The 26,838-nt window shown below is 63.4% G+C and carries 27 protein-coding genes, 2 tRNA genes and 1 pseudogene; 12 read left to right on the top strand and 18 right to left on the bottom strand.

The window, feature by feature from the left end:
• Positions 1–94: 94 nt before the first annotated feature.
• Together ppx and LB532_RS11680 are read right to left on the bottom strand one after the other, a co-directional pair.
• The gene (gene ppx, locus LB532_RS11675; protein ID WP_140515513.1) at positions 95–1,630 is read right to left on the bottom strand and encodes an exopolyphosphatase; all 1,536 of its coding nucleotides are present in this window, start codon (positions 1,628–1,630) and stop codon (positions 95–97) included.
• Between the two features lie 2 nt (positions 1,631–1,632).
• Entirely contained in the window at positions 1,633–3,825 is a 2,193-nt protein-coding gene (locus LB532_RS11680) for an RNA degradosome polyphosphate kinase (protein WP_140637681.1), read from the bottom strand.
• A gap of 202 nt (positions 3,826–4,027) precedes the next feature.
• Between LB532_RS11680 and LB532_RS11685 the strand changes: the two genes are divergently transcribed.
• The gene (locus tag LB532_RS11685; protein WP_140494310.1) at positions 4,028–4,273 is read left to right on the top strand and encodes a zinc-finger domain-containing protein; all 246 of its coding nucleotides are present in this window, start codon (positions 4,028–4,030) and stop codon (positions 4,271–4,273) included.
• Positions 4,274–4,291: 18 nt separating this feature from the next.
• Positions 4,292–5,515 carry an FAD-dependent monooxygenase gene (locus LB532_RS11690; protein ID WP_140637680.1) on the top strand — a complete coding sequence of 408 codons (1,224 nt, stop codon included), beginning with the start codon at positions 4,292–4,294 and terminating at the stop codon, positions 5,513–5,515.
• A 34-nt stretch (positions 5,516–5,549) separates the two neighbouring features.
• On the opposite strand, the gene LB532_RS11695 is transcribed toward LB532_RS11690, so the two are convergent.
• The 5 genes from LB532_RS11695 to LB532_RS11715 all read right to left on the bottom strand — a co-directional run bounded on the left by LB532_RS11695 (position 5,550) and on the right by LB532_RS11715 (position 10,590).
• The gene (locus LB532_RS11695; RefSeq protein ID WP_140637679.1) at positions 5,550–6,212 is read right to left on the bottom strand and encodes a TIGR02117 family protein; all 663 of its coding nucleotides are present in this window, start codon (positions 6,210–6,212) and stop codon (positions 5,550–5,552) included.
• A 115-nt stretch (positions 6,213–6,327) separates the two neighbouring features.
• Entirely contained in the window at positions 6,328–7,077 is a 750-nt protein-coding gene (locus tag LB532_RS11700) for an amino acid ABC transporter ATP-binding protein (protein ID WP_181165173.1), read from the bottom strand.
• Positions 7,078–7,146: 69 nt separating this feature from the next.
• On the bottom strand, positions 7,147–8,304 hold the full coding sequence (locus LB532_RS11705) for an amino acid ABC transporter permease (RefSeq protein WP_140637678.1): 1,158 nt from the start codon (positions 8,302–8,304) through the stop codon (positions 7,147–7,149).
• A gap of 4 nt (positions 8,305–8,308) precedes the next feature.
• Entirely contained in the window at positions 8,309–9,496 is a 1,188-nt protein-coding gene (locus LB532_RS11710) for an amino acid ABC transporter permease (protein ID WP_140637677.1), read from the bottom strand.
• Positions 9,497–9,561: 65 nt separating this feature from the next.
• Positions 9,562–10,590, bottom strand: a complete 1,029-nt coding sequence (locus LB532_RS11715) for an amino acid ABC transporter substrate-binding protein (RefSeq protein WP_140494320.1) — start codon at positions 10,588–10,590, stop codon at positions 9,562–9,564.
• A gap of 592 nt (positions 10,591–11,182) precedes the next feature.
• Between LB532_RS11715 and LB532_RS11720 the strand changes: the two genes are divergently transcribed.
• From LB532_RS11720 to LB532_RS11740, 5 genes are all read left to right on the top strand, one after another.
• Positions 11,183–12,367: a cystathionine beta-lyase gene (locus LB532_RS11720; protein WP_140637676.1), complete on the top strand. Its 1,185-nt coding sequence runs from the start codon at positions 11,183–11,185 to the stop codon at positions 12,365–12,367.
• Between the two features lie 212 nt (positions 12,368–12,579).
• Complete coding sequence (locus LB532_RS11725) at positions 12,580–13,668, top strand: HPP family protein (RefSeq protein WP_140637675.1); 1,089 nt, start codon at positions 12,580–12,582, stop codon at positions 13,666–13,668.
• A gap of 90 nt (positions 13,669–13,758) precedes the next feature.
• Positions 13,759–14,427, top strand: coding sequence for an RNA polymerase sigma factor (locus LB532_RS11730; RefSeq protein WP_140637674.1), 669 nt, complete (start codon positions 13,759–13,761; stop codon positions 14,425–14,427).
• Positions 14,428–14,543: 116 nt separating this feature from the next.
• Positions 14,544–15,068 (top strand): DUF4142 domain-containing protein, encoded by a 525-nt coding sequence (locus LB532_RS11735; RefSeq protein ID WP_140637673.1) that lies wholly within the window; start codon positions 14,544–14,546, stop codon positions 15,066–15,068.
• The gene (locus LB532_RS11740) at positions 15,065–15,382 is read left to right on the top strand and encodes a cupredoxin family copper-binding protein (RefSeq protein ID WP_181169233.1); all 318 of its coding nucleotides are present in this window, start codon (positions 15,065–15,067) and stop codon (positions 15,380–15,382) included. Before LB532_RS11735 ends, LB532_RS11740 begins: the two co-directional genes overlap by 4 nt.
• Before the next feature lie 103 nt (positions 15,383–15,485).
• Here the strand turns inward: LB532_RS11740 and LB532_RS11745 are convergent, their stop codons facing one another.
• From LB532_RS11745 to LB532_RS11765, 5 genes are all read right to left on the bottom strand, one after another.
• Positions 15,486–16,706 carry an anion transporter gene (locus tag LB532_RS11745; protein WP_140637672.1) on the bottom strand — a complete coding sequence of 407 codons (1,221 nt, stop codon included), beginning with the start codon at positions 16,704–16,706 and terminating at the stop codon, positions 15,486–15,488.
• A gap of 153 nt (positions 16,707–16,859) precedes the next feature.
• Positions 16,860–17,648 carry a GGDEF domain-containing protein gene (locus tag LB532_RS11750; protein WP_140549233.1) on the bottom strand — a complete coding sequence of 263 codons (789 nt, stop codon included), beginning with the start codon at positions 17,646–17,648 and terminating at the stop codon, positions 16,860–16,862.
• A gap of 185 nt (positions 17,649–17,833) precedes the next feature.
• The gene (locus LB532_RS11755; RefSeq protein WP_140638286.1) at positions 17,834–18,058 is read right to left on the bottom strand and encodes a hypothetical protein; all 225 of its coding nucleotides are present in this window, start codon (positions 18,056–18,058) and stop codon (positions 17,834–17,836) included.
• 288 nt (positions 18,059–18,346) lie between these two features.
• Positions 18,347–18,423 (bottom strand) — tRNA-Arg (locus LB532_RS11760).
• Between the two features lie 59 nt (positions 18,424–18,482).
• The gene (locus LB532_RS11765) at positions 18,483–18,788 is read right to left on the bottom strand and encodes an ETC complex I subunit (protein WP_140494338.1); all 306 of its coding nucleotides are present in this window, start codon (positions 18,786–18,788) and stop codon (positions 18,483–18,485) included.
• A gap of 141 nt (positions 18,789–18,929) precedes the next feature.
• Between LB532_RS11765 and LB532_RS11770 the strand changes: the two genes are divergently transcribed.
• Positions 18,930–19,006: transfer RNA gene (locus tag LB532_RS11770), tRNA-Pro, on the top strand.
• Positions 19,007–19,028: 22 nt separating this feature from the next.
• Here the strand turns inward: LB532_RS11770 and LB532_RS11775 are convergent.
• Positions 19,029–19,889, bottom strand: a complete 861-nt coding sequence (locus LB532_RS11775) for an NAD(P)H-binding protein (protein WP_140637671.1) — start codon at positions 19,887–19,889, stop codon at positions 19,029–19,031.
• Positions 19,890–20,017: 128 nt separating this feature from the next.
• On the opposite strand from LB532_RS11775, the gene LB532_RS11780 reads away from it, so the two are divergent.
• Together LB532_RS11780 and LB532_RS11785 are read left to right on the top strand one after the other, a co-directional pair.
• The gene (locus LB532_RS11780; protein ID WP_140637670.1) at positions 20,018–20,920 is read left to right on the top strand and encodes a LysR family transcriptional regulator; all 903 of its coding nucleotides are present in this window, start codon (positions 20,018–20,020) and stop codon (positions 20,918–20,920) included.
• A 135-nt stretch (positions 20,921–21,055) separates the two neighbouring features.
• Positions 21,056–21,391, top strand: a complete 336-nt coding sequence (locus tag LB532_RS11785; protein ID WP_140637669.1) for an antibiotic biosynthesis monooxygenase family protein — start codon at positions 21,056–21,058, stop codon at positions 21,389–21,391.
• Positions 21,392–21,431: 40 nt separating this feature from the next.
• On the opposite strand, the pseudogene LB532_RS11790 reads toward LB532_RS11785, so the two are convergent.
• The 5 genes and pseudogenes from LB532_RS11790 to LB532_RS11810 all read right to left on the bottom strand — a co-directional run bounded on the left by LB532_RS11790 (position 21,432) and on the right by LB532_RS11810 (position 24,844).
• Positions 21,432–21,801: pseudogene (locus LB532_RS11790) on the bottom strand (type II toxin-antitoxin system VapC family toxin).
• Complete coding sequence (locus LB532_RS11795; RefSeq protein ID WP_140637668.1) at positions 21,798–22,055, bottom strand: type II toxin-antitoxin system Phd/YefM family antitoxin; 258 nt, start codon at positions 22,053–22,055, stop codon at positions 21,798–21,800. The pseudogene LB532_RS11790 and the gene LB532_RS11795 overlap by 4 nt, the downstream one beginning before the upstream one ends.
• A gap of 333 nt (positions 22,056–22,388) precedes the next feature.
• Entirely contained in the window at positions 22,389–23,093 is a 705-nt protein-coding gene (gene hdaA / locus LB532_RS11800; protein WP_140637667.1) for a DnaA regulatory inactivator HdaA, read from the bottom strand.
• 34 nt (positions 23,094–23,127) lie between these two features.
• The gene (locus tag LB532_RS11805; protein ID WP_224556802.1) at positions 23,128–24,315 is read right to left on the bottom strand and encodes an AI-2E family transporter; all 1,188 of its coding nucleotides are present in this window, start codon (positions 24,313–24,315) and stop codon (positions 23,128–23,130) included.
• Positions 24,287–24,844: a CDP-alcohol phosphatidyltransferase family protein gene (locus tag LB532_RS11810; RefSeq protein ID WP_140638285.1), complete on the bottom strand. Its 558-nt coding sequence runs from the start codon at positions 24,842–24,844 to the stop codon at positions 24,287–24,289. Before LB532_RS11810 ends, LB532_RS11805 begins: the two co-directional genes overlap by 29 nt.
• 172 nt (positions 24,845–25,016) lie before the next feature.
• Between LB532_RS11810 and purM the strand changes: the two genes are divergently transcribed.
• A complete protein-coding gene (purM, locus tag LB532_RS11815; protein WP_140637665.1) occupies positions 25,017–26,093 on the top strand; it encodes a phosphoribosylformylglycinamidine cyclo-ligase in 1,077 nt (358 codons plus the stop codon).
• Positions 26,090–26,803: a phosphoribosylglycinamide formyltransferase gene (gene purN / locus LB532_RS11820; RefSeq protein ID WP_140637663.1), complete on the top strand. Its 714-nt coding sequence runs from the start codon at positions 26,090–26,092 to the stop codon at positions 26,801–26,803. The genes purM and purN overlap by 4 nt, the downstream gene beginning before the upstream one ends.
• Positions 26,804–26,838: the final 35 nt, after the last annotated feature.

Below are 26,838 nucleotides of genomic sequence, written 5' to 3' on the forward strand. Positions count from 1 at the left end.
CGGTCTTCAAACGCGAAGCCGCTGAACAAGTGGCGCGATTGAGTTGGTCTAATATCGGCGTGGATCAGATAACTCACGCTCTGGTAGGCCGTACCTATTTCACCGAAACGCTCGGCCCGCCTTCGACCGCCAGTACCAGGCGGCGGCCGGTAATTCGCGCCAGCTGGGCCAGGCGCCCGGCGGGCCGCTCGCCGTAGAGATCTGCCAGAGATGCCGGCAAGACCAGCGCCAGCACGCCATTGCCGCGCTGCTCCCATTTCAGCCTGGGCATGACGCCGGGCATCGAGGCGGTCAGCAGGTAGACAACGCGCATCGATGCCGCCAGCACCCGCGCCCTCTCCAGATAGCGCGGTGTCGCCAGCGCCTTGATCTCGGGCGCGATGGCTTCGTTGAAGATGCCATCGTGCCGATAAGCGTTGGCCATCGCCAGGTAGGCGCGGCCAGGGTGGTCGACGCCGAAAAAGGAGGCGTGGGCGATGATATTGAGCGATTGCTTGCCGCGATATTCGGGATGCGCGCGCCAACCGATGTCGGCCAGCAATGCCGCGGCGTGGCGGTAGCGCGCCTCGTCCTCGGTCTCGTCGATGCCGAAAGCGGCAAAGGTTTTGGCTGTCCAGTCGACGAGTTCATGCGCATGGGTGACCGAGCGCGAACGCAGCCGGGCGAGTTCTTCCGATGCCGAGATCAGCGGATCGGCCTTCTGCTCGGCCTGGTCGAGCAGCGAATAGAGGAAGCCTTCGCGCACGCCGAGCGCCGAGACGATGATCTTCGACGGCTGCATCGCCGCCATGATCTCCTGCAGCACGATGGCACCGTAAGGCAGGAGCGAGCGGCGGTTCTTCGAAACGCCCTCGATGCCTTTGATCTTCTCGATCTCGCCTTTCGCCACTTGCCGCAGGAAATTGGCTGCACTTTCGACGCCGATCTCGTAGTGGTGCATGACGCCAAGCGGATAGTTGGTCATCTCCATGTGCAGCCGGGCGAGATTTCGCCAGGTGCCGCCGACGGCATAGAAAGGCCTGCCCTGCCCGCCTTTCAGCAGCTTCGCCCGCCCCAGCTCGTCGCGCACGATTTTCGCCGCCTGCGTGAGGGAGTTCTTGGCCATATCTTGGAGGCGCAGGCCGCCCAGCGGCAACGTTATGCCGTCGCCGATCGCCTCGCCATTGACGTCGACCAGTTCAAGGCTGCCACCGCCGAGGTCACCCGCAATACCGTTGGCCGGATGAAAGCCGCAGATGACGCCGAGCGCGGAATAATAGGCTTCCTCGCGGCCGCTGATCACGCGGATCTCGGTCTTGAGCACGTCTTCGGCGCGGTGGATGAAATCGGGGCCGTTGACGGCCTCGCGGGCAGCCGCGGTCGCCAGCACGTACATGTGCTCGGCGCCGGCCTGGTCGGAGAGCGCGCGGAAGCGGCGGAACTCCTCCATCGACCGTGTCACGCCCTCGGGGTCGAGCTTCCCCGTCGACACGATGCCGCGGCCGAGGCCCGCCAGCATCTTTTCGTTGAACAGCATGGTCGGCGAGCGCGCCAGCCCCTCATAGACGACAAGGCGGATCGAATTCGAGCCGATGTCGATGATGGACAGCGGTCGGCGATCCTGCAGCCGGCCCTGGGAATCGGACAGCAGCATCAGGCGGCGGCGTTCTTCTTGCGGCGCTTGAATTGCGCGATCCGCTTCGGCGCATGCGATTTCAGCGCATCACCCCGTCCCGACAGGCTCGGATTGGTCATGAAATATTCCTGCGCGTTGAACGGTTCCTCGCCCTCCTCGAGCACGACGCGCCGGGAAGTTCCATCAGCCAATACGTCGAAACTTTGCTGATTGTCCATGATGTTGCCGAGCATGATCTGGCCCAGCACCTGTTCATGCACAGTTGGGTTGGTGATCGGCACCATGGTCTCGACGCGACGGTCAAGATTGCGCGGCATGAGGTCGGCCGAGGAGATGTAGACGACGGCCTCGTCCGACGGCAGGCCGTGGCCATTGCCGAAGCAATAGATGCGGCTGTGCTCGAGGAAACGGCCGACGATCGACTTGACCCTGATGTTTTCCGACAGGCCCGGCACCTGCGGCCGCAGGCAGCATATGCCGCGCACGACGAGGTCGATCTCGACGCCCGCTCGGCTGGCGTCGTAGAGCGCGTCGATGATGATCGGATCGACAAGGGCGTTCATCTTCATCCAGATGCGCGCCGGCCGTCCCTCGAGCGCGTGGGCGACCTCATCGGAAATGTGCTGCAGGATGCGGTTCCTCAGGGTGAAGGGCGAGATCGCCAGCCGCATTTCGGCGGTCGGCTCGGCATAGCCGGTGATGAAGTTGAAAAGCTGGGCGACATCGCGCGCGATCGTGGCATCGGTAGTGAAGAAGGACAGGTCGGTGTAGATGCGCGCGGTCACCGGATGGTAGTTGCCGGTGCCCAGATGCACATAGTTGCGCAGCTTGCCGTCCTCGCGCCGCACCACCAGAGACATCTTGGCGTGGGTCTTGAGCTCGAGGAAGCCGAACACGACCTGGACGCCGGCGCGTTCGAGGTCGCGCGCCCAGCGGATGTTGGCCTCCTCGTCGAAGCGGGCCTTGAGCTCGACCAGGGCCGTCACCGACTTGCCGGCCTCGGCGGCGTCGACCAGCGCGCGCACGATCGGGCTGTCATTGGAGGTGCGGTAAAGCGTCTGCTTGATCGCCACCACTTCCGGGTCGGCCATCGCCTGGCGCAGGAACTGAACCACCACGTCGAAGGATTCGTACGGGTGGTGGACGATGATGTCCTTCTCGCGGATGGCGGCGAAGCAATCGCCGCCATGCTCGCGAATGCGCTCGGGGAAACGCGGATTGTAGGGCGTGAATTTGAGGTCGTCGCGAGCAACGGCGACGATCTCGGAAATCTGGCTGAGCGCCAGCGGGCCGGTCAGGACGCTGATGCGGCTCGACGAAACGCCGAGTTCGCCGGCGACAAATTCGCGCAGTTCGGCCGGCATGAGCATGTCGAACTCGATGCGAATGACGGAGCCGCGGCGGCGACGCTTCAGCGCGGTCTCGAACAGGCGCACGAGATCTTCCGATTCCTCCTCGACCTCGATATCGCTGTCGCGAATGATGCGGAACGTGCCGGAGCCCTTGACCTCGTAACCCGGGAACAACTTGCCGATGTAGAGGCCGACCGCCTCTTCCAGCGGGATGAAGCGGACATGCTGCTTGCGGTCCGGCAGGCGGATGAAACGCTTCAGCGCCACCGGCAGGCGCAAGAGCGCGCTCATCTCCTCGCCATTCTTGCGGTGGCGAAGCTGCAGCGCCATCGAGAAGCCGAGATTGGGGATGAACGGGAACGGATGCGCCGGGTCGATCGACAATGGCGTGAGAACCGGAAACACCTGGTCCTGGAAGTGCTCCTCCAGCCAGGCCTTCTCGTCCTTGGTCAGCGCGTCGCGGGTGATGCTCTCGATGCCTTCCTTGTTGAGCAGCACGGTCAGCGCCGAGAGGCTCTTCTGCTGGTCTTCCTGCAACCGTTCGACCTCGCGCAGCAGCTGTTCGAGCTGCTGCTCGGGGGTACGCCCGTCCGGGCTTCTCAACACGATTCCTTCGCGAACCTGGCCGGCGAGACCGGCGACGCGCACCATGAAGAACTCATCGAGATTGGCGGCGGAGATCGACAAAAACCGCACCCGCTCCAGCAGCGGATGGTTTGTGTTCTGCGATTCCTCGAGCACGCGGCGGTTGAACTGCAACCAGGAGAACTCGCGATTGACGAAACGATCCGGATTGCCTTCCGGGCTTGCCGCTTCCGCATTGATGAACTCGCTCTGGACCGGCTTCAGTTCGTTCATGGTTCCTGCTCTTCCCACGTCTGGTTGCTTCGCCGCTTTTTCGGGCGGCGCCCAGGCTGTTGTGCCTGGCTGCGATGCTCCAGCCGGTTAACCGGCTTAACTTATCCTCTGACAGGCTTTTGCGACAGTTTCATTTCATCGAACTTGCAAACAGACCGGTTATGATCCAAACGCTGAGCAGACTGCGCTAAAGGAGACGACGATGGCAGGCGGTTCCATTCCCCATTTCCAGAACGATGCGGGCCATCCGGCGATCGATATCGGCGTCAAGGAATTCATGTGCACCGGGGCCAACCCGCCCTTCGACCATCCGCATGTGTTTCTCGACATGGGCGACGACAATGAGAAGGTCTGCCCCTACTGCTCGACGCTCTACCGCTATTCGCCGAAGCTGACGGCGATGGAAACGCTGCCGGCCGGCTGCCTCTACATCGACCAGGCCGCCTGACTTCCAGCGGCCGGGCCAATGGCAGAGGCACAGTCCCGGCAAGTCATCATCGCCGGGGCGGGTATTGCCGGGCTGACCGCGGCGCTGGCTTTCGCCGAGCGCGGCTATCCCGTACGGATCTTCGAACAGGCGCAGCGCCTCGAGGCGGCGGGCGCTGGCATCCAGCTTTCGCCCAACGCGACACGCATCCTGCGTGAGCTCGGCGTACTCGACGCACTTCTTCCCAATGCCGTCAGGCCGGAAGCCGTGGTGCTGAAGAATGCGGCAACCTTGGGCGAACTGGCGCGCGTACCTCTTGGACGAGCCGGCGAGGCGCGCTGGGGTGCGCCCTACCTCGTGGCGCATCGAGCGGACCTGCAAAACGCGCTGATGACGCGCGTGGCTGCCATGCCCGATGTTCATCTCACTACCGGCGCGCGCCTTGGCAGCGTCACGATCAGCAGTTCAGGCATCACCGCGGCAGCCGATGTGGGTGGCAGGCCCGTCGCGGCGGAAGGCTTCCTTCTGGTCGGCGCCGATGGCGTCTGGTCGTCGGTGCGCGGACTTGCCGACCAAGGAAGGAAAACCAAGCCTGCGAAAAGCCACTTCTCCGGCGAACTGGCCTGGCGGGCAACCGTCAGCGCAGACGGTCCTGCCGGGCAAGCTTTTGCAGAGATCGGTGCGCCGGACTGCGTCACCACCTTCCTGCATCCCGGCTTTCACATGGTCGCCTATCCCGTCAGCAAGGGCAGCGCCATCAACCTCGTCGCTTTCACCAGGGGCGAGCGTATCGCCGAAGGCTGGTCCGGCCACGCCGATCCCGCAATCCTGGCCGGCGCCATGCGCCGCACCGCGCCAGCGCTGGCAAGGCTTGCGGCGTTGGCCGGGCCGTGGGCGGCCTGGCCGGTCCATACGGTCGATCAGAAGCAGCCATGGGTAAGGTCGGGCCGCATCGCGCTGGTCGGCGACGCGGCGCATGCCATGACGCCGTTCGCGGCACAGGGCGCCGCGATGGCCATCGAGGATGCCGCCACGCTTGCCGACGTCATGGCCGCCTCTCCTGCCGACCTGGCCGGAAGTCTTCAAATCTGGGAAGGCCTGCGCCGGCCGCGCGTCGTGAGAGTGGCACGTCGCGGCGCTCTCAACCGCCTTGCCTGGCATGCCTGGGGTCCGGTGGCGTTGGCGCGCAACCTTTTCCTGAAAATGCGGACGCCGGAGAAGCTCGCCGCGGATTTGGACTGGCTTTATGGGTGGCGGGTCTAGAACTCGAACGAGGCGTTGGCGTTATCTGCGCGACCTACCAATTATACAGCCGCAACGACCACCCGAGCGAGACCGGCAGCGGGTTCCACCAACCCGTGCGCAGGCCGGCGGTCCGCAAGGCGGCGGCGGTCCAGGTATTGCAGCCGGCCAGCGCATTGAAATGGCCGTTCGCCTCATAGAAGCGGTCGAAATCGGAATAGGCGGCCCCGGCGATGACGATCGGCCCGCCTGGTCCTTGCTGAAAACTCGCATCGATGAAGTCGAGTAATGCGGCAAAGCGGTCTTCCGGGATGTCGAAGCCGGCGACATCGGGTCCGGAGATATCGCCGGCGACCTCGACATGCATCACTGAAGCGTCAAGCGTCAGGGCCTTGAATACGGGCATAACCTTCAGCTGCGACCAGGTCGGCGTCTCCAGGTAGAAGGCGCGGCCGCCCCAGCCGAAGACGATGTAGCGCACCTCGGGCGCGTCGGAAGGCTGGCCGGCAACGGCGAGGAAGCGAAAGCGCCGGCGCACGCCGTCATCGACGGGAATGGCGATGTCGGTGTGGATCGGATTGTTCTGCACCAGAATGTGCCTGACGCCCTCGCCGGCCGCGGCAGCCGGCCAGAGTGGTCGCGGCACCAGCGTGCCGAGTGCCGCGACCAGCACCACCGCGGCAACCAGCACTGCCAGGAAACGAAGGCGTTTTCTCATCCGGGCATAGTTTTTGCGGTTCCATCACATTTCAATCGAAACGATCCGATCGGCCAAATGTGAAAAAGCCCGACCGTGGCGCGGCCGGGCTCCTTCCATTTCGACCAAGCAGCGCTCAGTGCAATATCTGCGACAGGAACAGCTTCGTGCGCTCGTGGCGCGGGTGATCGAAGAACTCGGCCGGCGTGTTCTGCTCGACGATCTGGCCCTGATCCATGAAGATCACCCGGTTGGCGACTTTCCGCGCAAAGCCCATTTCGTGCGTGACGCACAGCATGGTCATGCCTTCCTCGGCAAGGCTAACCATGGTCTCCAGCACTTCCTTGATCATTTCCGGGTCGAGTGCCGAGGTCGGCTCATCGAACAGCATGATGCGCGGGTTCATGCACAGCGAACGGGCGATCGCCACGCGCTGCTGCTGGCCGCCGGAGAGCTGGCCCGGATATTTGTTGGCCTGCTCGGGGATCTTGACGCGCTTGAGGAAATGCATGGCCATCTCCTCGGCCTGTTTCTTCGGCGTCTTGCGGACCCATATCGGCGCCAGCGTGCAGTTCTCCAGGATGGTCAGGTGGGGAAACAGGTTGAAGTGCTGGAATACCATGCCGACCTCTCGGCGCACCTCGTCGATCTTCTTGAGATCGTTGGTCAATTCCTTGCCGTCGACGAAGATCTTGCCCTTCTGGTGTTCTTCGAGCCGGTTGATGCAGCGGATCATGGTCGACTTGCCGGAGCCGGACGGGCCGCAGATGACGATGCGCTCGCCGCGCATCACCTTGAGGTTGATGTCCTTCAGCACATGGAACTCGCCGTACCATTTGTGCATGGCGATGATGTCGATGGCGACATCGGTGGTCGAGATGTGCATCTTCGCGGCATTGACCTTGATCTCTTCCGCGCTGACGGCGTTTTCGGTGGCCATGAACCAATCCCCTTTTTATCGTTTGTAACCGGTGTCGAGCCGGCGTTCCGTATACATTGAATAGCGCGACATGCCGAAGCAGAACAGCCAAAACACGAAGGCGGCGAACACGAGACCGGATTTCGCGGTCTGCGGCGTCGCCCAGTTGGCGTCCGAGAAGTTCTGCTTGACCACGCCGAGCAGGTCGAACATCGAAATGATGAGGACCAGGCTGGTGTCCTTGAACATGCCGATGAACGTGTTGACGATGCCGGGGATGACCAGCTTCAGCGCCTGCGGCAGCACGATCAGGCCCATCTTCTGCCAATAGCCGAGGCCGAGTGAATCGGCGCCCTCATATTGGCCCTTGGGGATCGCCTGCAGGCCGCCGCGCACCACCTCCGCCATATAGGCGGCGGCAAATAGCGACACGCCGATCAGGGCCCTCAGGTATTTGTCGAAGGTGACGCCGGCCGGCAGGAAAAGCGGCAGCATGACGCTGACGAAGAACAGCACGGTGATCAGCGGGATACCGCGCACGGCTTCGATGAAGATGATGCACAGCATCTTGACGATCGGCATCTTGGAGCGCCGGCCGAGCGCCAGCACGGTGCCCAGCGGCAGCGACACGGCGATGCCGACGAAGGAGAGGCTGAGCGTGATCAGCAGTCCGCCCCACCGCGACGTCTCGACATGCGGCAGGCCGAACACGCCGCCGACCAGAAGGAAGAAGGCGACGATCGGCAGCACCAGGAACAGCAGGATGGCGTTCAGGCCCTTGCGGGGCACGCTGGGGATCAGCATAGGGACCAGCAGCGCCGCGAACAGGATGGCGACCAGGATCGGCCGCCAGCGCTCCTCGAGCGGATAGGTGCCGAACATGAACTGGCCGAACTTGGCGTTGACGAACGCCCAGCAGGCTCCGCTCCAGCCATCGGGCTGGATGCCACCTTGTGCCACGGTCGCGCAGACGGTCCGGTCCGGTCCGGTCCACTGGGCATTGATGAAGGCCCAGTTGATGACCTGCGGCAGGACCCAGGCGACGATGATGATGCCGAGGAAGGTGAGGATGGTGTCGCCGACCGAACCGACGAGGTTCTTGCGGACCCAGGCATACAGGCCACGCTCGCTGATCGGCGCCGGCTCCGCCAGGGCCATTTCGGTGCGCACCCAGGACATGTCGTGTTCCTGCATGGCCCTACCTTTCCACCAGCGCCATTCTGGCATTGACCACGTTCATCACGGCGGAGGTCACCAGGCTGAGGATGAGATAGGCGATCATCATGATCAGCACGCCCTCGACCGCCTGGCCGGTCTGGTTGAGCACCGTGCCGGCGGTCGCCGTCAGGTCTGGATAGCCGATGGCGATGGCCAGCGAGGAGTTCTTGGTCAGGTTGAGATACTGGCTGGTCAAAGGCGGGATGACGATGCGCATGGCCTGCGGCACCACGACCAGCCGCAGGATCGATCCCGAGCGCAGGCCAAGTGCGGCGGCGGCCTCGGTCTGGCCCTTGCTGACACCCCTGATGCCGGCACGCACGATCTCGGCGATGAAGGCCGCTGTGTAGCAGGACAGCGCCAGATAGAGCGACAGGAACTCCGGCTTGACCTGGAAGCCGCCGGTCAGGTTGAAGGTCGACTGTTTCGGAAAATCGAAGCTCAGCGGAAAGCCGCTCAGCGCGTAGGCGAGCAGCGGCAGGCCGACGATGAGCGCGACGGACGTCCACAACACGGGAAACTGCTGACCCGTCGCCATCTGCCGCTGGCGCGCCTTGCGGGCGACGAACCAGGCCATGGCGATGCCCACGATGAGCGCCACGAAGATCAGCCATGAGCCCTCGCCCCAGACGGCGCGCGGGAAATAGAAACCGCGCTGGTTGAGGAAGGAACCGAAAGGCAGGTTATAGCTCTCGCGCGGCGGCGGCAGCACGGCCAGCACGCCCGAATACCAGAAGAAGATGACCAGCAGCGGCGGGATGTTGCGGAAGATCTCTACATAGACCGTGCAGATCTTGCGGATCAGCCAATTCTGCGACAGCCGGCCGATGCCGATGACGAAACCGATAATGGTCGCGGTGACGATGCCGGCCACGGCGACGATGATGGTGTTGATCAGGCCGACAATGATGGCGCGACCATAGGTCGAATCCGACGTGTAGGCGATCGGCGTGTCCGAGATGTCGAATCCGGCGCGACCCCTGAGGAAGCCGAAACCGGAGGCGATGTGAAGACGCTGCAGGTTGTCGATGACGTTCTGCACGATCCACCAGACAGAGCCGAACAGAACGACGACGACCAGTGTCTGGAAGAAGAGACTGCGGACTTTCGGGTCGTTGATAAAGGAGCCGCGACTTGTGTCCTCGCGAAGGATTTCCTGCGATGCCATATCACCGTCCCCTGTGAAAGAGAAACCGGAAGGCAGATGGTTCTGCCTTCCGGATCACATTTCGATCAGCGGATCGGCGGAGCGTATTGCAGGCCGCCCTTGGTCCACAGCGCGTTGATGCCGCGGGCGATCTTCAGCGGGCTGCCCGAGCCGACATTGCGATCGAACATTTCGCCGTAATTGCCGACCGCCTTGACGATGTTGACGACCCAGTCGTTGGAGACGCCGAGATCGGTGCCGATCTTGGTGTCGGCTTCCTGGCCGAGCACGCGCTTGATCTCAGGGCTGGCCGAGTTCTTCATCTCGTCGACATTGGCCTTGGTGATGCCGAGTTCCTCGGCATCGAGCAGCGCGAAATAGGTCCACTTGACGATATGGTACCACTGGTCGTCGCCCTGGCGCACCGCCGGTCCGAGCGGCTCCTTGGAGATGATCTCCGGCAGCACGACGTGATCGGCCGGCGCACCCAGCGTCAGGCGGATGCCGTAAAGGCCCGATTGGTCTGTGGTGTAGACGTCGCAGCGGCCGGCGTCATAGGCCGCGTTAACCTCTTCGAGCTTCTCGAAAACGACCGGATTGTACTCCATCTTGTTCGCCTTGAAGTAGTCGGCGAGGTTGAGCTCGGTGGTGGTGCCGCTCTGCACGCAGACGGCGGCGCCGGACAGCTGAAGCGCCGAATTGACGCCCGGCAGCTTCTTGGCGTTGATCATGAAGCCCTGGCCGTCATAGTAGGTGGTGCCGATGAAGTTCAGGCCAAGTGCGGTGTCGCGGTTTATGGTCCAGGTGGTGTTGCGCGACAGGATGTCGATTTCACCGGATTGCAAGGCGGTGAAGCGCTCCTTGGCGCTGAGCGGCGTGAACTTGACCTTGGAGCCGTCACCGAAGACGGCGGCCGCCACGGCGCGGCAGAAATCGGCATCGATGCCTTGCCAGTCACCCTTGTCGTCCGGCGCCGAGAAGCCGGCCAGGCCCGTCGAGACGCCGCACTGGATGAAGCCCTTCTGCTTGACCGTGTCGAGCGTGGTGGCTGAAGCCGTTGAAGCCACGGCTCCAAGCGCGGCGGCTCCAAGGATGCCGATTGCAATGTGTTTCATGACCCACAGACCCTTTTCTGTTTTCAGGCAAACCTGATCATTTTTTCCCGCGTGAACGCAGCCTTCCGTTCCGGCCCATTTCCGGAACTCCGCATCGCAGTCGACGCGCCGCCTCCCATTCACGAACAGCATCGAAGGCGATAATTCCTGTGAGGTCAAGGAAAATGACCGAATTCAGATGGGTTTGAAAATCGTTTGCCGCAATTGCCTGAATCGCAGACAAACGCGCCCGCAATTTAGTCACAAGCGCGAATAAAGCCGGCGAAGCTCGCCCCACGCCAGGCTGCGCTCTGTCCGCAAAAAGCCCATCCGCCGGGATTACTCTGCGTTACTGTGCTCTGCCGGCCGGTTGCGTGCCGATGTCTGCGCCCTCTGGCTGGATCTGGGTCATGGTGAGGTGCGCTTTGCGTTATCAGGCGACGCATGCCGCTGCCGGCGGCGGGCTTTCTGGCCGCCGCATTACCGCTTGCAGTGGGCCTGCGGCGGCTCGGCAATTGGCACATTCGAAGTCGGGGTCCTGGCGAAAGCCGGCTGTTGCGCGGTCCATGTCGCCGCACTATGGCTAGCGGCTTACCAAAAAAGGCGACGACGAATGGCAAAAGACGGCAACGGGCCGGTGACTGGCGAAATGGGCATCAACACGCGGCTTGCCCATTCGGGCAACAACCCGCACGACTATTTCGGCTTCGTCAATCCGCCTGTCGTGCACGCCTCCACGGTGCTGTTCCGCAATGCCGCCTCGATGGCGGGACGGGACCAGAAATACACCTACGGCACGCGCGGCACACCGACCACCGACGCCTTGGCCCAGGCCATAGACGCGCTGGAGGGGTCGGCCGGCACGATCGTGGTCCCGTCGGGCCTGGCGGCGGTGACGGTGCCGCTGCTTGCCTTCGTTTCGGCGGGGGACCACCTGCTGATCGTCGACAGCGTCTATCATCCGACGCGCAACTTCGCCGACACGATGCTGATGCGGCTCGGCGTCGAGGTCGAGTACTATGCTCCCGGCATCGGCGCGGGCATCGCCGCCTTGATCAAGCCGAACACCAAGGTGGTGTTCACGGAATCGCCGGCCTCAAACACGTTCGAGGTGCAGGACATACCAGCCATCGCCAAGGCCGCGCACGCCGCCGGTGCCATCGTCATGATGGACAATACCTGGGCAACGCCGCTTTATTTCCGTCCGCTCGACCATGGCGTCGACATCTCGATCCATGCGGCGACGAAATATCCCGCCGGCCATTCGGACGTGCTGCTGGGTACGGTGTCGGCCACCGAGGCCTGCTGGAAACAGCTGTATGAAAGCTTCTGCACGCTTGGCTGCTGCGCCGGACCCGACGACGTCTACCAGGTGCTGCGCGGCCTGCGAACCATGGGCGTGCGCCTCGATCACCATCAGCGCAGCGCGCTTGCCATCGCGGCGTGGCTGGAAGGCCAGAAGGGCGTGGCGCGCGTGCTCCACCCTGGCCTTCCCAGTCATCCCGACCACGCCCTGTGGAAGCGCGACTTTTCCGGCTCCAGCGGCATCTTTTCCATCGTGCTTGCCGGCGGCGGCCAGAAACAGCAGCACGCGTTCCTCGACGCATTGCGGATCTTCGGTCTCGGCTACTCCTGGGGCGGTTACGAGAGCCTTGCCGTGCCGGTCTGGCTCGGCGACCGCGTCGTTGCCAAGGGCCCCTATCAAGGGCCGTTGATTCGTCTGCAGATCGGCCTCGAGGATGTCGAGGACCTCATGACCGATATTCTTCGCGGGCTCACCGCCGCCGCAGCGGCCTGACGCGACCTTCCGGACCATACCAGCAACGCCCGCAACGCCTTGACGCGATTGAGCAAACGGGGGCCGCTCGCGGCACCCCGGTTCGGCCATGTCGGCAATATTATTCTCCCCATCCGCAGTTTTGCGGATTTGTTTGACTTCCAAATTGCCGGCTTCCGCTTCATTGCGGCAGCGGAAATTGTTCCCCCAGCCACCGCACCAAGAGCCTGCCCATGGCGTTCCGCCTCTTTGTTCCCATTCTTGCCGGCGCGACGCTGCGCGAACGCATCATCGCCTGCGTCGGTGCGATGATCGGCATTGCGCTGACTGGCGCGATCAGCGGACTCACACTGGGTAGCGGGCCACATGTGCCGCTGCTGGTGGCGCCGATGGGAGCATCGGCGGTGCTGTTGTTCGCGGTGCCCGCCAGCCCGCTGGCGCAGCCCTGGTCGATCATCGGCGGCAACACGATCTCGGCGCTTGTCGGCGTGATCGTGGTGCAGTTCGTCCATCAGCCGGTGCTCGCCACCGGTATTGCGGTAGCGCTGGCGATCGCCGCCATGTCGTTCACGCGCTGCCTGCATCCACCCGGGGGTGCGGCGGCATTGACCGCGGTATTCGGCGGTCCAGCCGTCATCAGCGCCGGCTTCCTGTTTCCCTTCATCCCGGTGGCGGTCAATTCGATGCTGCTGGTGGCGCTTGGCTACGGCTTCCACAAGCTGGCCCGGCGCAACTACCCGCACGTGCCGGCCCCGGCGCCGGTAAACAGCCACGGCACCATCGATCCGCCGGCGCAATTGCGCGTCGGTTTTCGCTCCGAGGACATCGATGCCGCGCTTGGAGCACTCGACGAGACCTTCGACATCGACCGGGGGGATCTCGACCGGCTGCTGCGGCAGGTCGAGTTGCAGGCCATGGTGCGCGAGCATGCGACGTTGCGGTGCCAAGACATCATGTCGCGCGACGTCATCTCGGTGGACGAGCACACGCCAGCCGCCGCTGCGCGCCAATTGCTGCTCGACCACAACATACGCACCTTGCCGGTGGTGGATGCCGAGGCAAGGCTGGCCGGAACCGTGGGCTTGCGGGAACTGACGCTGGCGGCCGGCACGGTCGGAGCCGTGATCTCGCCGGCGGCAACCGCAACTGCCGGCTCGGCCGCCATGGCGCTGCTGCCGGTGCTGACCGACGGGCGCAGCCACGCCGTCATCATCGTCGACGATAAAAACCACATCCTCGGGCTGATCACACAGACCGATCTGCTGGCCGCGACGGCGCGGATGCAAAACACCGGCAGGGAGCCGGCCAAAGTGCTAGCATAGGCAGCCAGGCGATCGGCCTGGCGTGATTTTTCGGGAACCTTTTTTCGAAACCTGCATCCAATCTTTCGTGCAAGGATCGATGGAGGACACATGCCCGCGCTGACGGCAGCATCAACCGCGACGGACGAACTCCAGCTCGTAGCCCGCGCGCTTGCCCGCGACAGCGATGCCTTTCGCAAGATCATGAAGCTGAATAACCAGCGGCTCTACCGACTCGCGCGCGGCATGGTGCGCAATGACAGCGAGGCCGAGGACATCGTGCAGGAGGCCTATGTCAGGGCCTTTACCAATCTTGGCACCTATCGCGGCGATGCTTCGCTTTCCACCTGGCTGTCGCGCATCGTCATCAACGAGGCACTCGGGCGGCTTCGCAAAGGACGGCGAACCGTGGCCATGCCTGAAAACCCGGAAGCGCAGATCATCCGGTTTCCCCTCAACCCAAGCGACGATCCGGAGCGGACGATGGCGCAGCGGCAGATCCTCGGGCTTGTCGAGCGGGCGACCGACAGCCTGCCCGACGCCTATCGCGCGGTTTTCCTGGCCCGCGTCATCGAGGGCCTGAGCATCGAGGAGACCGCCGACGTGCTTGGCGTGCGGCCAGAGACCGTCAAGACGAGACTGCATCGCGCCCGCGCTTTGCTGCGCAAGGCGCTGGACGACGAGATCGGGCCGGTGCTGCTCGACGCCTTCCCCTTCGCCGGCCGGCGCTGCGAGCGGCTGACGCAGGCCGTGATGAAGCGGCTCGGATTTGAGGGGTGATCTTCAAGGCCAGATCTTTCGCCGATTTGTCGGGAACGTTTCTGCGCCATCCTCATCCAATGAATGTCAACCCAGATGAAGCCCGCTGCCCAGGCTGTCGGGCGGAAGGAGATGCCATGCTTATCCGACACACCGCAGCGCTTGCCGCCCTCTTGCTGCTTGGCGCTGCCCCATTCGCGCAAGCTGCCGACAAGCCGACCGACCCGCAGATCGCCCACATCGCCTACACTGCCGACATAATCGACATCGAGGCGGCCAAGCAGGCAATCAAGAAATCCAAGAACAAGCAGGTCGTCGATTTCGCCAAGGACATGGAGCGCGACCACGAAGCGGTGAACAAGCAGGCGCTCGACCTGCTCAAGAAGCTCAAGGTGAAGCCGGAAGACAATGCCACAAGCCAGGCTCTGACCAAGGCGGCGAAAGAGGAACATGCCAAGCTCGCCAAGCTGAAAGGGGCTGCCTTCGACAAGGCCTATATCGAAAACGAGGTGGCCTACCACAAGCAGGTCAATGGAGCGCTCGAAACCCTGCTCATTCCGTCAGCCAGCAATGCCGAACTGAAGAGCCTGCTCGAAACCGGCCTCAAGATCTTCCAGGGGCATGAGCAGCATGCCGAACATGTCGCCGGCATGTTGAAATGAAAGCCGCGCTGATCCGACCGCTCCTTGTCGGGCTGGCGCTGGTGCTTGCCGCCGGCCCGGCGCCGGCCGCGACCATCGAGGTGATGATCGACAAGCTCGTCTTCTCGCCGGCAACCATCGACGCCAGGGTCGGCGACACGATCGAGTGGGTGAACAAGGATGGATTCGCCCACACGGCCACGGTGAAGGGCGGCTGGGAGGTGATGATCCCGCCGAAGGCGAAGGGAAAACTGACCCTCAAGACAGCGGGAACGGTTGATTATTTCTGCCGCTTCCATCCCAACATGAAAGGCCGATTGATAGTGGCGCCCTGAAAATCTGGGCCAGTGGCGGGACTTGCAGGCAAATACCAAGCCCCGCCACTCCGGAGCGCCCGTCACTCCGCAGCAATTGAGCACGGAACAGTCGCGCCAGGGATCAGAGCGCCAGCCATGCCGTGCCGGCCGCCAGCGTCAGCAGCGTCAATGGCAGGCCGACTTTGAAGAAAGCGCCGAACGACAGCGACGTGCCGGCGGCGCGCGCCTGCTCGGCAACGATCAGATTGGCGACCGAACCCAGGAGCGTGAAATTGCCGGCCAGCGTCGAGCTCATGGCGACGACCAGCCAGGCGCGCTCGGGGTTGTCCAGGCCGGGGATGAAGGGCCGCAGCGCCAGCACGGCCGGCACGTTGCTCATTATGTTGGAGAGCAAGGCGGTGAAGCCCGACAGGCGCCAGACGTCGTCCAGCCCGAGGTTCTTGGCCGATGCGACGATGTCCGGTGTCAGCAGCGTTCGTTCGGCGCCGGCAACCACGATGAACAGGCCGGCGAACATGAACAGCAGTGGCCCGTCGATTTCGCGATAGATGCGCTCTGGTTTGATGGCGCGGGTGAGCAGGAGGATGGCGCCGCCGATGAGCGCCGCCTTGGCGACAGGCACACCGGCGAAGAAGGCCACGGCCAGTCCGATGCAAACCACCACCGCTTTCAGCACCTGGCGGCGATGCATGCGGCCGCGCGAGACCTGCGGCGTCAATTCGCCGTTGCGCGCGAATTCGGTGCGGTAGACGATGCGAACAATGGCGATGACCGCGCCGAGACCGAACAGCGCAACCGGAGCCAGAGCCGCTGAAAAGGCCGGATAGGAAATGCCCGACAGCGCACCGATGACCATGTTTTGCGGATTGCCGGTCATGGTGGCGACACTGCCGCAATTCGAAGCGGTGGCGGTCGCGATGAGGTAAGGAACCGGGTTGCGCTTGATCGCGCGGGTGACGTGAACGACGATCGGCGCCATGACAAGACAGATGGCGTCATTGACCAGGAAAGCCGACAGCAGGCCGGTCAGCAGCGTCACCATAACCAAAAGCATGAACGGCGCATGCGCGTGCTCGATCGCAATGGCGCCAAGACCGCGAAAGGCGCCCGAGACCTTCAGATGCGCCACCACGATCATCATGCCGAGCAAAAGCGTGATGGTATCGAAATTGATGGCGCGATAGGCGTCCTCCATGCTGATCGCGCCGATGGCGATCATCGCGGCCCCGCCGAGCAGTGCGATGCCCGCCCGGTCGAGACGCAGCCCCGGTATGCGGCCGACAGCGACGCCGGCATAGGTCAGGACCAGGATCAGCAGTGCCGCCGCGCCCATCAATGTCATGCGAAGAAGGCCCTGCCCGATGCATTCAGCCCCGGCCGGAGCTGTGGCCACCACCTTTAGCGGGTGGCGCGCAAAGCGAAAATACCTTCTGCGTGATAGCTGTTGAAATCCCCGGCAACGCGCCCCCGGCCCCAGTGGCTGGCCGGATTCGCCTCAATGAACCGTGATTGTCGCGGCTGGCGGCGTTTGCTGGGAAACCATCGGATCGAAACTGACCTGGTCGCGTCCATTCGATTTGGCGGCATAGAGCCGCCTGTCGGCAGCAGAGAAGATCTCCTCGTATGTGGTCGGTCCGTTAAAGGCGGTGCCGCCAATGCTGACGGAAAGCGGACAGGACCGGCCGCCGGGCGAAAATTCCACCTCGCGAATTCGCCGGCGGATGCTTTCGGCAACCAGCCAGGATTGCGAGGGATCGACGCCGGGAAGAAACACGCCGAATTCCTCACCGCCGATGCGGCCGACGATGTCGGTGCCGCGGAGCTGATCCTTGATCGTCTGCGCGATCAGCTTGAGCGCCTGGTCGCCGCAGTCATGACCAAGCCGGTCGTTGATCGATTTGAAGTGATCGGCGTCGATGATCAGCAGCGCACCGGAATTGGCCGACGCCTGCTTGCGGACCTGTTCGAGATAGGCCTCGACAAGCATGGAGAAAGCGCCCCGGTTGAGCACTGCCGTCAGGCTGTCGGTGGCGGCAACGACGCTGAGGTCACGCTGGGCAATGGCCAACTGGCGTATCTTCCACATCAGGAAGAAGAGAAACGATCCACCCAGCACCAGCGGCAACAGAATGTCGGTCAGTTGTGCCCGCCACACAGCCTCGGGCGAAAGATAGGGGAAATTGAACGAATCGACGAAAAACGCCACGCCAATGAAGAACGCCGTGCCGGCGGCGGTGACGGCGATCACCCTGCCCCAACTCGTCGGCGACAGGTCGAGCTTCATCTCTTCAACTCCGTTAGCCGCGTCTACTATGACGCGCCAACGCAAACAAAACGATAAGACTTTCCCTTCAATTCGACAGCAGAAGTCGCAGGATCACGGCCGCCGGACCGGCGGCCGCCTCCGGCCTGCGTCTCGAAGATTTGTCCGGATGATCGATCCGGACCTACGACAGGAGGGGCCTGCCGTCAGCCGTTGGGCGCCGATTCGCCCAGCGTCTCTGCAACAAAGGATGCCGCGATCAGATCGTCGGCATCCAGGCCTAGAGAGCCTTCGCCCGCCCCCATGATGGCGGCAACCTTGTGGAAGGTCTTCATCTCATGGTCGGAAATCTGGGCGGTTTGCATCTTGGCTTTGAGCTCGGCGATACGTCGCCCCAAGGCGGGCGACGTTCCAATTTCACGTTTCGACATGACGGCGTTCTCTCCTTCCCCAACCCGTATTTGTTTGCCCGCCATTCGCAGCCCGCATGCTTATGTTTATGAGACGCCGCGAATACAAGGCCCCGAACGCCTGATCCTTGCGAAGGTTCCCGCGCGACAAGGTCACGAAATAATACGGAAAGGGCGCGGCGGCGGCGAGGTCCCGCCGGCTCGGCTGCAAGCGCATTCGTAAAGACGAAAAGGGACGAGAAGGCCCAACCGGGTTCCTGCCCGCGTTGGAACTTTTCCCTTCTGGAGCAGCTAAGCCGTTGAAAAAATTGGCGATCCCGACAGGATTCGAACCTGTGACCATCGGCTTAGAAGGCCGGTGCTCTATCCAGCTGAGCTACGGGACCGCTGGCCGGCTCGGAGCCGGTAAGATGTCTGCGCTGGCGCCCGCCCGGGCTTTTGCCGGTCAATGCGTCCAGGGCGTCCTGCGGTCATAGCGGAAATTTTCCGCATAGGAAATCTGGCGGCGCTTGGGCTCTTTCGGCTCCTCGACGCGGTAGGCGAGCCCTTCCTTCTCGGCATAGGCCACGGCCTCTTCGCGCGTGTCGAAGGTCAGCTTGATCTGGCTCCTCATGTCGCCGGAAGTGGTGTAGCCCATAAGCGGGTCGATCTTCTTGCGCATCTCGGGATCGAATTCCAGCACCCAGTGGCCGGTCTTGGCCGTGCCGGACTGCATCGCGGTTTTGGCTGGACTGAAAATGCGCGCGGACATGACCACCTCATTGCTGTGCAAGGCAGCATGGCCGCCTCTTCGCCCGTCATTACTGCGCAATGCCGACGGCGGCAAGGTTTTTGCACTTGCAGGTTTTTGCACTTGCCATGGAACACTGAAATGAATAGGCAACAGACCGTTCGGAGTGTAGCGCAGCCTGGTAGCGCATCTGGTTTGGGACCAGAGGGTCGGGAGTTCGAATCTCTCCACTCCGACCACCTTCTTCATATTCCGTGCGAACTATGCGCCCGCCACCAAAGACGCGATCACTTCCGCTGCCCTCGTCGTGCCTTTGATTGTCCTCTTTTCGTCGGGGAAGGCAATCCATCCCTCATTAAACCCATCGAGCATGCGCATGCGCGGCTGCGGGTTCTTCATGCCTTGCGAACGGAAAAGCGCTTCCCAGGTCTCGCGCGGTACAGGGACGGCGCGGACCGGCTTGCCAAGCGCGGCCCCGAAGGCCGCGGCGAGATCATCGGGCGATACACGTGCCGGGCCTTCCAGTTCGACGATACGCGTGCCGGTCCAGTCTTGCTGGATGAGTTCTGCCGCTATCCGTCCGACATCCCGGGCGGCCACCATCGGCAGCGCCCTGTCCGTCGGCGCGAGCGGGCTGTGGACGAGGCCTGTCTCGCGTGCCGATGCGACGTCCCAGACGGCATTGTCCAGGAACCAGGCGGGCCGCAGAAAGGTGACCGCCCCTGGAAGCGCGCTCAAGGCGGCCTCAATCATCGTATGTTGCGACAGCAAATTCTCCTCCGCCGCATCGGCACCGACCGTCGACAGGCAGACAAATTTGGCCGGCCTCGATGCCTTCCACGCCGTCACGACGCTGTCGATTACCGATTGCGCTTCGGGATAGCCGGGCTCCGGATCAAACACCGGCGGCGGCAGCACGAACACCGCCGTTGCGCCCTTAAAGGCTTGCGTCAGCGCTTCCGCATCCTCCAAGGCGGCGACCGCGACCTCGCAGCCGAGCGCAGCCCATGGCCCACCCTTGGCGGCATCGCGTACAACGGCGCGAACGGGCTCGCCGGCGGCGAGCAAGGCGTGCGCCAACGTGCCGCCGACTTTGCCGGTGATGCCGGTGATTGCATACATGATCCGTCTCCATTTCAGTGTCGGCGCGCCTGCATGGCGCGGATGACGGGTCTATAGGTCGAGACCAACTGTTGCAGTGAGTGCTATTAAATCATATGATTGTTGATCTGAAATCAACGAGTCCAGCCATGGCGTTCGATGGACGGGTGATCTCAAATGTCGGCGTGCTGGCCGCGATTGCCGAAGGCGGCAGCTTTGCCCGGGCGGCCGACGCACTCGGCCTGTCGCGCTCGGGTGTCAGCCGTGCGGTTTCGCGTCTCGAAGCCCGTGTCGGCGTCCGGCTGCTCGACCGCACGACGCGCGCGGTATCGCTGACCGACGAGGGCCGTCGGCTTTACGCCGAGGTCGCGCCATTGCTGACGGGGATCGAAGACGCAGTAACCGTGACCTCCGGCACGTCGGTCGCGGTGCGCGGCCGGCTGCGCGTCAATGTGGACGCCTTCTTCTCGCGCCAGCTGTTCGCGCCGCATATCCGCGAATTCCTGTCGCTCTACCCGGACCTTTCGCTCGAGCTGGTTGCGAGGGACCAGTTGGGGGATCTGGTGGCCGAAGGGTTCGACATCGCAATCCGCTTCGGTACGCCGCCGGTTTCGTCGCTGGTGGCACGGAAACTTGTGGAGACCCGCACGGTCACGGTGGCCGCCCCCACCTACCTGAAGACGCACGGGTATCCTGCTATCCCCGCCGATCTCGTTGACCATGCCTGCATCCAGGTTCGGGATTCGCTGACGGGCCAGCCAGTCGAGGAGTGGCGGTTTCGGTGCGGTGATGAGGTCGTCGATGTGAGGACCACCGGCCGCCTGATGGTCACCGAATTCGGCACGATGCTCGGCGCCTGTCTCGACGGTGTCGGCGTCGCCAGGATCAAGGCGATTGGCGTGCAGCACCTCATCCGGCAAGGCGCACTGGTCGAAGTCCTGCCGAATTGGCATGGCGAGAGCTTTCCGCTCTACGCGCTCCACCCTTCGCGGCATTTGCCGCCGGCCAAGGTGCGCGCCTTCATCGATTTCGTGCAATCGCGCATGGTTTGAACGGCCCGCACCGTATGGCAGTCCTCAAAGGATCGACTCGCATGTTCAGGCGACTCACCCCCTGTTGATCTGCGCGCGCTGCATCGTCCCACAACGGGATTTGGAACCCCCACCCCATTCAAAAGTTCTCCGGTTATGACCGATCCGTCAAAGACCCCGAAGATCGCTCGCATCTGGCGCGGCAGAACCTTGCCTGATAAGGCCGATGCCTATGAAGCCTACAACTACGAGGCCGGCATCAAGCCGCTGATCGAGAAGGCACTGGGCGTCCAGACCTTTCGCCAGGACACTGCCACGCATTCGGAATTCATGACCATCTCCTATTGGGAGAGCGTCGAGGCGATGGCGCGTTTCACGGGCGGGGACGCCAGCAGCATCCATCACCTCGATCGCGATGAGGAATTCCTGATCGAGCTTCCCTCGCATGTACAGATATTGCGGCTTCTCACCAGCCACGGCCGAACCGGGTGATCCTCGGCCGACAAAGGGGCGCAACTTTGGACGACATACATTAGAGCGCGCCTTCTATGTCCGTCTCCGAAAAATCGGATCCGACATAAAGCAGAGGGCAGCCGTGTTCCTTCGCCACCTCATAGGAGAAACAATCGCCGAAATTGAGCGCGGCCGGGTGAATGCCCTTACCCCATTGCATGTAAGCCTCAGCGATACGCCGGGCAGAGGCCGGCGTCACCGCCACCACCTCGAAACCCCCATCGATCAGGCTTGATAGCTCCTCGGCAACACCACGGTGCGGCGCGACGATAAGCGCCTCGGCGACCGAGCCGGCGGAATCAGCAAGCCGCTCTCTCGGCCACGCAGGCGTCGGCCTGCGGTTCGTCAAGCACGATCGCCATCAACGCCGACGTATCGACCACGATCATTCGGGCATGCCGTCATCGCCATAGAGAAAATCCTGGCTACGGGCGGCCGACGGTCCGGCCTTCGCTTTGGCCGCGCCAGCTGTGCGTGCCGCTTCCAGGAGCGCGCGACGGCTTCTCCTGTCGGGCACCGCCCTGATCGGAACCAGCCGCACCGCTGCTTGACCGTGACGGGTCAGAACAATCTCGTCGCCAGCCTCCGCGCGGCGCACCAACTCGGTTAGTTGCCCCTTGGCGTCGGTGGCGGATACCGGCATTGACGCTCCGCATGCTCCGGTCCATATCTCAAGAAATAGACCATCGAATGGTCCTTTTCAACAGATCACAAAATGGAAGCTGATGGTCGCCGTCCGTCCGACTACCGGCTTCGGCAGCATCGGCGATCACATGGTCCATAGAAGGCAAGCTCGCCGGGCGAGAACCCCAACCGCCCCACTCCCGGCGAGCCTACAACCTGATTTGGAACGCAATCAGGACCGGGGTCAGCCGGCAAGCTTGTATCGCAAGATCGGTGCCAGCTTTTGTTTCCCGAAATGGGACGGCTAAAGGGACATGGAACCACCGTTTGCTGGCCGGCCGACCATCGCGCGCTAGACCTCGAACTCGCCCTGCCCCTCGTCCATGGCGCTGACGGTTTCAGCCGCCAGCGCCCGGGTGATCGGCGTCTTGCGTTCGAGCGCGGCGCGGTCCAGCCGCTCCACCACGCGCATGGCCGTCGCAAGAGAGCGCTCGATGCGGCGCACCAGATATTGCACGACATGCGGCTCGACCTCGACCTGGCGGTCGGCGAACAGCTTGGTGATGACACCTGCCAGCAGGAGATCGTCGGGTTCGTGGATCTCGATGGTTGCCGCCGCCTTCAGCCGCGACGCCAGATCGGGCAGCGTAACGCCCCAGGCCGAGGGAAAGCGGCGCGCCGTCAAAAGCAAATGCGAGCCGCTGCCGCGCACCGCATTGATCAGATGAAACAGCCCTTGCTGGTCGACGGTCCCGGTATCGACATCGTCGATCAGCGCCGGCCGGGCACCGAGATTTGCGATGCTGTCACCGACGCGGCGCGCGTCGACCTGAACGGCATCCGCCCGTGCCCGCCAGATCGAGGCCAGATGGGTCTTGCCGGAACCAGCCGGACCGGCCAGCACGACCACCGGCGAGGGCCAGTCCGGCCAGCGGTCGACCAGCGCCACTGCCTGGTTGTTGGTGCCGGAGACGACGAGTTCGTCTCGCGAATAGCCAGTGCCATGGCCGAGATCGAGCGGCAGCTGGCGCGGCGGGTCGGCCCTCTGGTCGCTCATGCCAGGCTCAGCCGCGCGACCCGGCCAGGCCGGATCATGGATTGATGCCTTTGCGACGACCGGCCGGCAATGGCGGCACGGCCTTGCCGTGACCCTTGTAGAGCGGCGATTCCAGATAACGCGCAATGGCAAAGCGCACCAGCACCGCGACCGCGGCCGACGCAGGCACCGCAATCAGCAGGCCAACGAAGCCAAACAGCGCGCCGAAGGCGAACAGCGCGAACATCAGCCACACCGGATGCAAGCCGACGCTTTTGCCGACCAGCCGCGGCTGCAAGATATTGCCCTCGATGAACTGGCCGATAAAGAACACCACCGCAACCGCGACGACCATGGTCCAGTCCGGCCAGAACTGGACGAAGGCAACGCCGACGGCCAGCACCAGCCCGGTCAGCGAGCCGACATAGGGGATGAAGGAGATCAGCCCGGCGAACAGGCCGATGAGGATGCCGAAATTGAGACCGGTCAGCGTCAGGCCGGTGGCATACATGGCGCCCAGCACCAGGCACAGCGTGCCCTGCCCGCGCACGAAGCCGGCCGTTGCCGTGTTGATGTCCCTGGCGATGGCGCGCACCGTGGCGACATTGTCCCGCGGCACCCAACTGTCGATCACCGCCACCATGCGGTCCCAGTCCAGCAGCATGTAGAAGGCGACCACCGGCGTCACCACGAACAGGCTTATCACCGAGACCAGCGCCACGCCCGAACTCCATATCGAGGTGAACACGGTCGTCAGCAGACCGAAGCCGGATGTCAGCAGTGAGTTCAATCCGTCGCGCAGGCCATTGGCGTTGACGCCGAATTTCTGTTCCAGCCATTTCGGATCGAACGAGGTGATCAGGCTCTGAAGCCGGGTCAGGTACTCAGGCAATTTGCCGGCAAAATCGGCCATCTGCGTCGCCAGCACCGGGATGAGGATGACGAAGGCCAGCACCAGAACGACAAGGAAGGTGATGAGGATGACCACCGTAGCCATGAAACGGCTGAGGCCGAGCCGCTGCAGCCGGTCGGCCACGGGATCGAGGAAATAGGCGAGCACCATGCCGGCCACGAAGGGCAAGAGGATGGCGCTGAAAACATAGAGGAAAAGCGCGAGCGCGGCGACGCCGGCGAGCCAAAAGAAGATCTGCCGGCGGAATCCGGCGGATGGATCATCACCGGCTGCCGCCGGCGCGCTCGCCGCAGCTTCTTTGTCAGGTGCCCGGGGTGGAGCCTTCGCCATAGCCGCTCATATGCCTCAGCCAAGCCACGAGATAGGCTGCGGCCGAAGCCACGGTCAAGACCCCGGACAGCATTATGAGGGCGGGACGAAGTGGATCGAGATGGATCGAAAAAGCAAGCTCACCCAGCACCAGCGCCGCCAGTACAATCTGGACGGCGGTGTTGACCTTGGAGACGAGGAGCGGCTTCATCTCGACGGGATGGGCCATCACGGTGGACAACAGCACCGCGCAAATGATCAGCGCGTCGCGCGATACCATGGTGACGACCAGCCACAGCGGCAATTGCCCGATGAAGCCAAGGACGACGAACACGGAAACCAGGAGCAGCTTGTCGGCCACCGGATCGAGATAGGCGCCGAGCTTGGAATGCTGGTTGAACCGGCGGGCGATGAAGCCGTCGATGCCGTCGGAGACGCCGGCAACGAGGAACCCGGCAAAGGCCCAATCCCAGCGCGCCTGGAGCATGGCCAGCACCACGGCAGGCACCAGGACAAGGCGCATGATTGTTATCAGGTTGGGGATGGTCAAGCGCATGTCCCGTCGCTTCTGTCTGAACGATAGATGATGGAGATGGGGGATGGGTGCAAGAGAGAAGCTGCCGAGCTTCCCCTGGTGGGGAGCGGCAGTTTCAGTGCCGTTTTCCTTGCGGACCGAAACCGTTCATGCGAAGAGCCGCAAAGGAAACAGCGACAAGCCAGATATGAAGCGCGATACAGTCAAGCGTAAGAACGGGCTCACCTATGCCGATGCTGGCGTCGACATCGATGCCGGCAATCTCATGGTCGAGAAGATCAAACCGCTGGTCAAGGCGACGCGCCGGCCGGGCGCCGATGGCGAGATCGGCGGTTTCGGCGGCCTGTTCGACCTCAAGGCCGCCGGCTTTGCCGACCCGGTGCTGGTCGCCGCAAATGACGGCGTCGGCACCAAGCTGAAGATCGCCATCGACGCCGGCAAGCACGATACGATCGGCATCGACCTGGTCGCCATGTGCGTCAACGACATCGTCGTTCAGGGTGCCGAGCCGCTGTTCTTCCTCGATTATTTCGCCACCGGCAAGCTCGATCCAGACCAAGGTGCGGCGATCGTCGGCGGCATCGCCACGGGCTGCCGGCAGGCGGGCTGTGCGCTGATCGGCGGCGAGACGGCGGAAATGCCGGGCATGTATCACGGCAAGGACTATGACCTTGCCGGTTTTGCCGTGGGCGCGGCCGAGCGCGGCCAGCTTCTGCCCACCGACGACATCGTCGAGGGCGACGTGCTGCTGGGGCTGGGTTCGTCGGGCCTGCATTCCAACGGCTTTTCGCTGGTGCGCCGCATCGTTGCGACCAGTGGCCTGGCATGGACCGATCCGGCTCCCTTCAACGACGAGGCCACATTGGCAGAGGCGCTGCTCGAGCCGACCCGGATCTATGTGAAATCGATCCTGAAGGCGATCCGCAACACGCACGGCATCAAGGCGCTGGCCCATATCACCGGCGGCGGCTTCCCCGAAAACATCCCGCGCGTTCTGCCGAAGGAGTTCTCGGCCGAGCTCGATCTCGACGCCATCGACGTGCCGCCTGTGTTCTCATGGCTGGCCAAGACCGGCGGTGTGGCGCCCGAAGAGATGATGCGCACCTTCAACTGCGGCATCGGCATGATCCTGGCGGTGGCGTCCGGCCAGGCGGCGCAGGTCGCTGCCGTCTTGCAGGAAGCCGGCGAGACGGTGACGCCGATCGGCAGGATCGTGCCGCGCCGCGACGCCGGCGTCATCTACCGGGGTTCGATCGGTCTATGAGCGCGCAGAAGAAACGCACTGTCGTTTTGATCTCGGGGCGCGGTTCCAACATGACGGCGCTGATCGCCGCCGCCAGCGACCCGGCTTTCCCCGCCGAAATCGTCGGCGTCATCTCCGACAAGGCGGATGCCGCCGGGCTCGGCATGGCGAGGGCGCGCGGCATCGCCACCCAGGTGATTTCCCGGGCCGACCATGCCAGCAAGCAGGCGCATGACGCCGCGATCGATGCGGCGCTCACGGCCTTCAATGCCGAGATCGTGGCACTGGCCGGCTATATGCGCATTCTGACCACTGGCCTCGTCCAGAAATGGCAGGGTCGCATGATCAACATCCACCCCGCTCTGTTGCCGGCCTTCAAGGGGCTCGACACGCATGAGCGCGCGCTGGCGGCGGGCATGCGCATCCATGGCTGCACGGTGCATTTTGTTACCTCTGAGATGGATGACGGTCCGATCATCGCACAGGCGGCGGTGCCGGTAATGGTCGGCGACAATGCCGACACACTAGCCGCTCGCGTGCTCAAGGTCGAACACCAGCTCTATCCGCTGGCGCTGGGGCTGGTCGCCGAGGGCAAGGCGCGTATGGAAAAGGGCCGCACCGTGTTTGCCCGCTTCGCCGACGATGCCGACAATGCAACCTCGATGATCATTGCACCGAGCCCGCTGCGCGAGGAAATCGATTTCGAGCAATTGGCGCGGATCACGCCGTAAGGACTCGGATCGGGGATGACGGCATGTCGCGTGGC

This window comes from Mesorhizobium sp. ESP-6-2 (assembly GCF_020164675.1).
Classification (GTDB): Bacteria; Pseudomonadota; Alphaproteobacteria; order Rhizobiales; family Rhizobiaceae; genus Mesorhizobium.

Bases quoted from the DNA above. Each gene is read 5' to 3' on its own strand.
- LB532_RS11700 (WP_181165173.1), bottom strand. From the start codon at position 7,077: ATGCACATCTCGACCACCGATGTCGCCATCGACATCATCGCCATGCAC.
- LB532_RS11685 (WP_140494310.1), top strand. From the start codon at position 4,028: ATGGCAGGCGGTTCCATTCCCCATTTCCAGAACGATGCGGGCCATCCG.
- LB532_RS11765 (WP_140494338.1), bottom strand. From the start codon at position 18,788: ATGTCCGCGCGCATTTTCAGTCCAGCCAAAACCGCGATGCAGTCCGGC.
- LB532_RS11745 (WP_140637672.1), bottom strand. From the start codon at position 16,706: ATGACATTGATGGGCGCGGCGGCACTGCTGATCCTGGTCCTGACCTAT.
- LB532_RS11720 (WP_140637676.1), top strand. From the start codon at position 11,183: ATGGCAAAAGACGGCAACGGGCCGGTGACTGGCGAAATGGGCATCAAC.
- LB532_RS11730 (WP_140637674.1), top strand. From the start codon at position 13,759: ATGCCCGCGCTGACGGCAGCATCAACCGCGACGGACGAACTCCAGCTC.
- LB532_RS11750 (WP_140549233.1), bottom strand. From the start codon at position 17,648: ATGAAGCTCGACCTGTCGCCGACGAGTTGGGGCAGGGTGATCGCCGTC.
- LB532_RS11725 (WP_140637675.1), top strand. From the start codon at position 12,580: ATGGCGTTCCGCCTCTTTGTTCCCATTCTTGCCGGCGCGACGCTGCGC.
- purN (WP_140637663.1), top strand. From the start codon at position 26,090: ATGAGCGCGCAGAAGAAACGCACTGTCGTTTTGATCTCGGGGCGCGGT.
- LB532_RS11740 (WP_181169233.1), top strand. From the start codon at position 15,065: ATGAAAGCCGCGCTGATCCGACCGCTCCTTGTCGGGCTGGCGCTGGTG.
- purM (WP_140637665.1), top strand. From the start codon at position 25,017: ATGAAGCGCGATACAGTCAAGCGTAAGAACGGGCTCACCTATGCCGAT.
- LB532_RS11805 (WP_224556802.1), bottom strand. From the start codon at position 24,315: ATGGCGAAGGCTCCACCCCGGGCACCTGACAAAGAAGCTGCGGCGAGC.
- LB532_RS11715 (WP_140494320.1), bottom strand. From the start codon at position 10,590: ATGAAACACATTGCAATCGGCATCCTTGGAGCCGCCGCGCTTGGAGCC.
- LB532_RS11780 (WP_140637670.1), top strand. From the start codon at position 20,018: ATGGCGTTCGATGGACGGGTGATCTCAAATGTCGGCGTGCTGGCCGCG.
- LB532_RS11795 (WP_140637668.1), bottom strand. From the start codon at position 22,055: ATGCCGGTATCCGCCACCGACGCCAAGGGGCAACTAACCGAGTTGGTG.
- LB532_RS11680 (WP_140637681.1), bottom strand. From the start codon at position 3,825: ATGAACGAACTGAAGCCGGTCCAGAGCGAGTTCATCAATGCGGAAGCG.
- LB532_RS11695 (WP_140637679.1), bottom strand. From the start codon at position 6,212: ATGAGAAAACGCCTTCGTTTCCTGGCAGTGCTGGTTGCCGCGGTGGTG.
- LB532_RS11785 (WP_140637669.1), top strand. From the start codon at position 21,056: ATGACCGATCCGTCAAAGACCCCGAAGATCGCTCGCATCTGGCGCGGC.
- LB532_RS11690 (WP_140637680.1), top strand. From the start codon at position 4,292: ATGGCAGAGGCACAGTCCCGGCAAGTCATCATCGCCGGGGCGGGTATT.
- LB532_RS11710 (WP_140637677.1), bottom strand. From the start codon at position 9,496: ATGGCATCGCAGGAAATCCTTCGCGAGGACACAAGTCGCGGCTCCTTT.
- LB532_RS11735 (WP_140637673.1), top strand. From the start codon at position 14,544: ATGCTTATCCGACACACCGCAGCGCTTGCCGCCCTCTTGCTGCTTGGC.
- LB532_RS11705 (WP_140637678.1), bottom strand. From the start codon at position 8,304: ATGCAGGAACACGACATGTCCTGGGTGCGCACCGAAATGGCCCTGGCG.
- LB532_RS11755 (WP_140638286.1), bottom strand. From the start codon at position 18,058: ATGTCGAAACGTGAAATTGGAACGTCGCCCGCCTTGGGGCGACGTATC.
- hdaA (WP_140637667.1), bottom strand. From the start codon at position 23,093: ATGAGCGACCAGAGGGCCGACCCGCCGCGCCAGCTGCCGCTCGATCTC.
- LB532_RS11775 (WP_140637671.1), bottom strand. From the start codon at position 19,889: ATGTATGCAATCACCGGCATCACCGGCAAAGTCGGCGGCACGTTGGCG.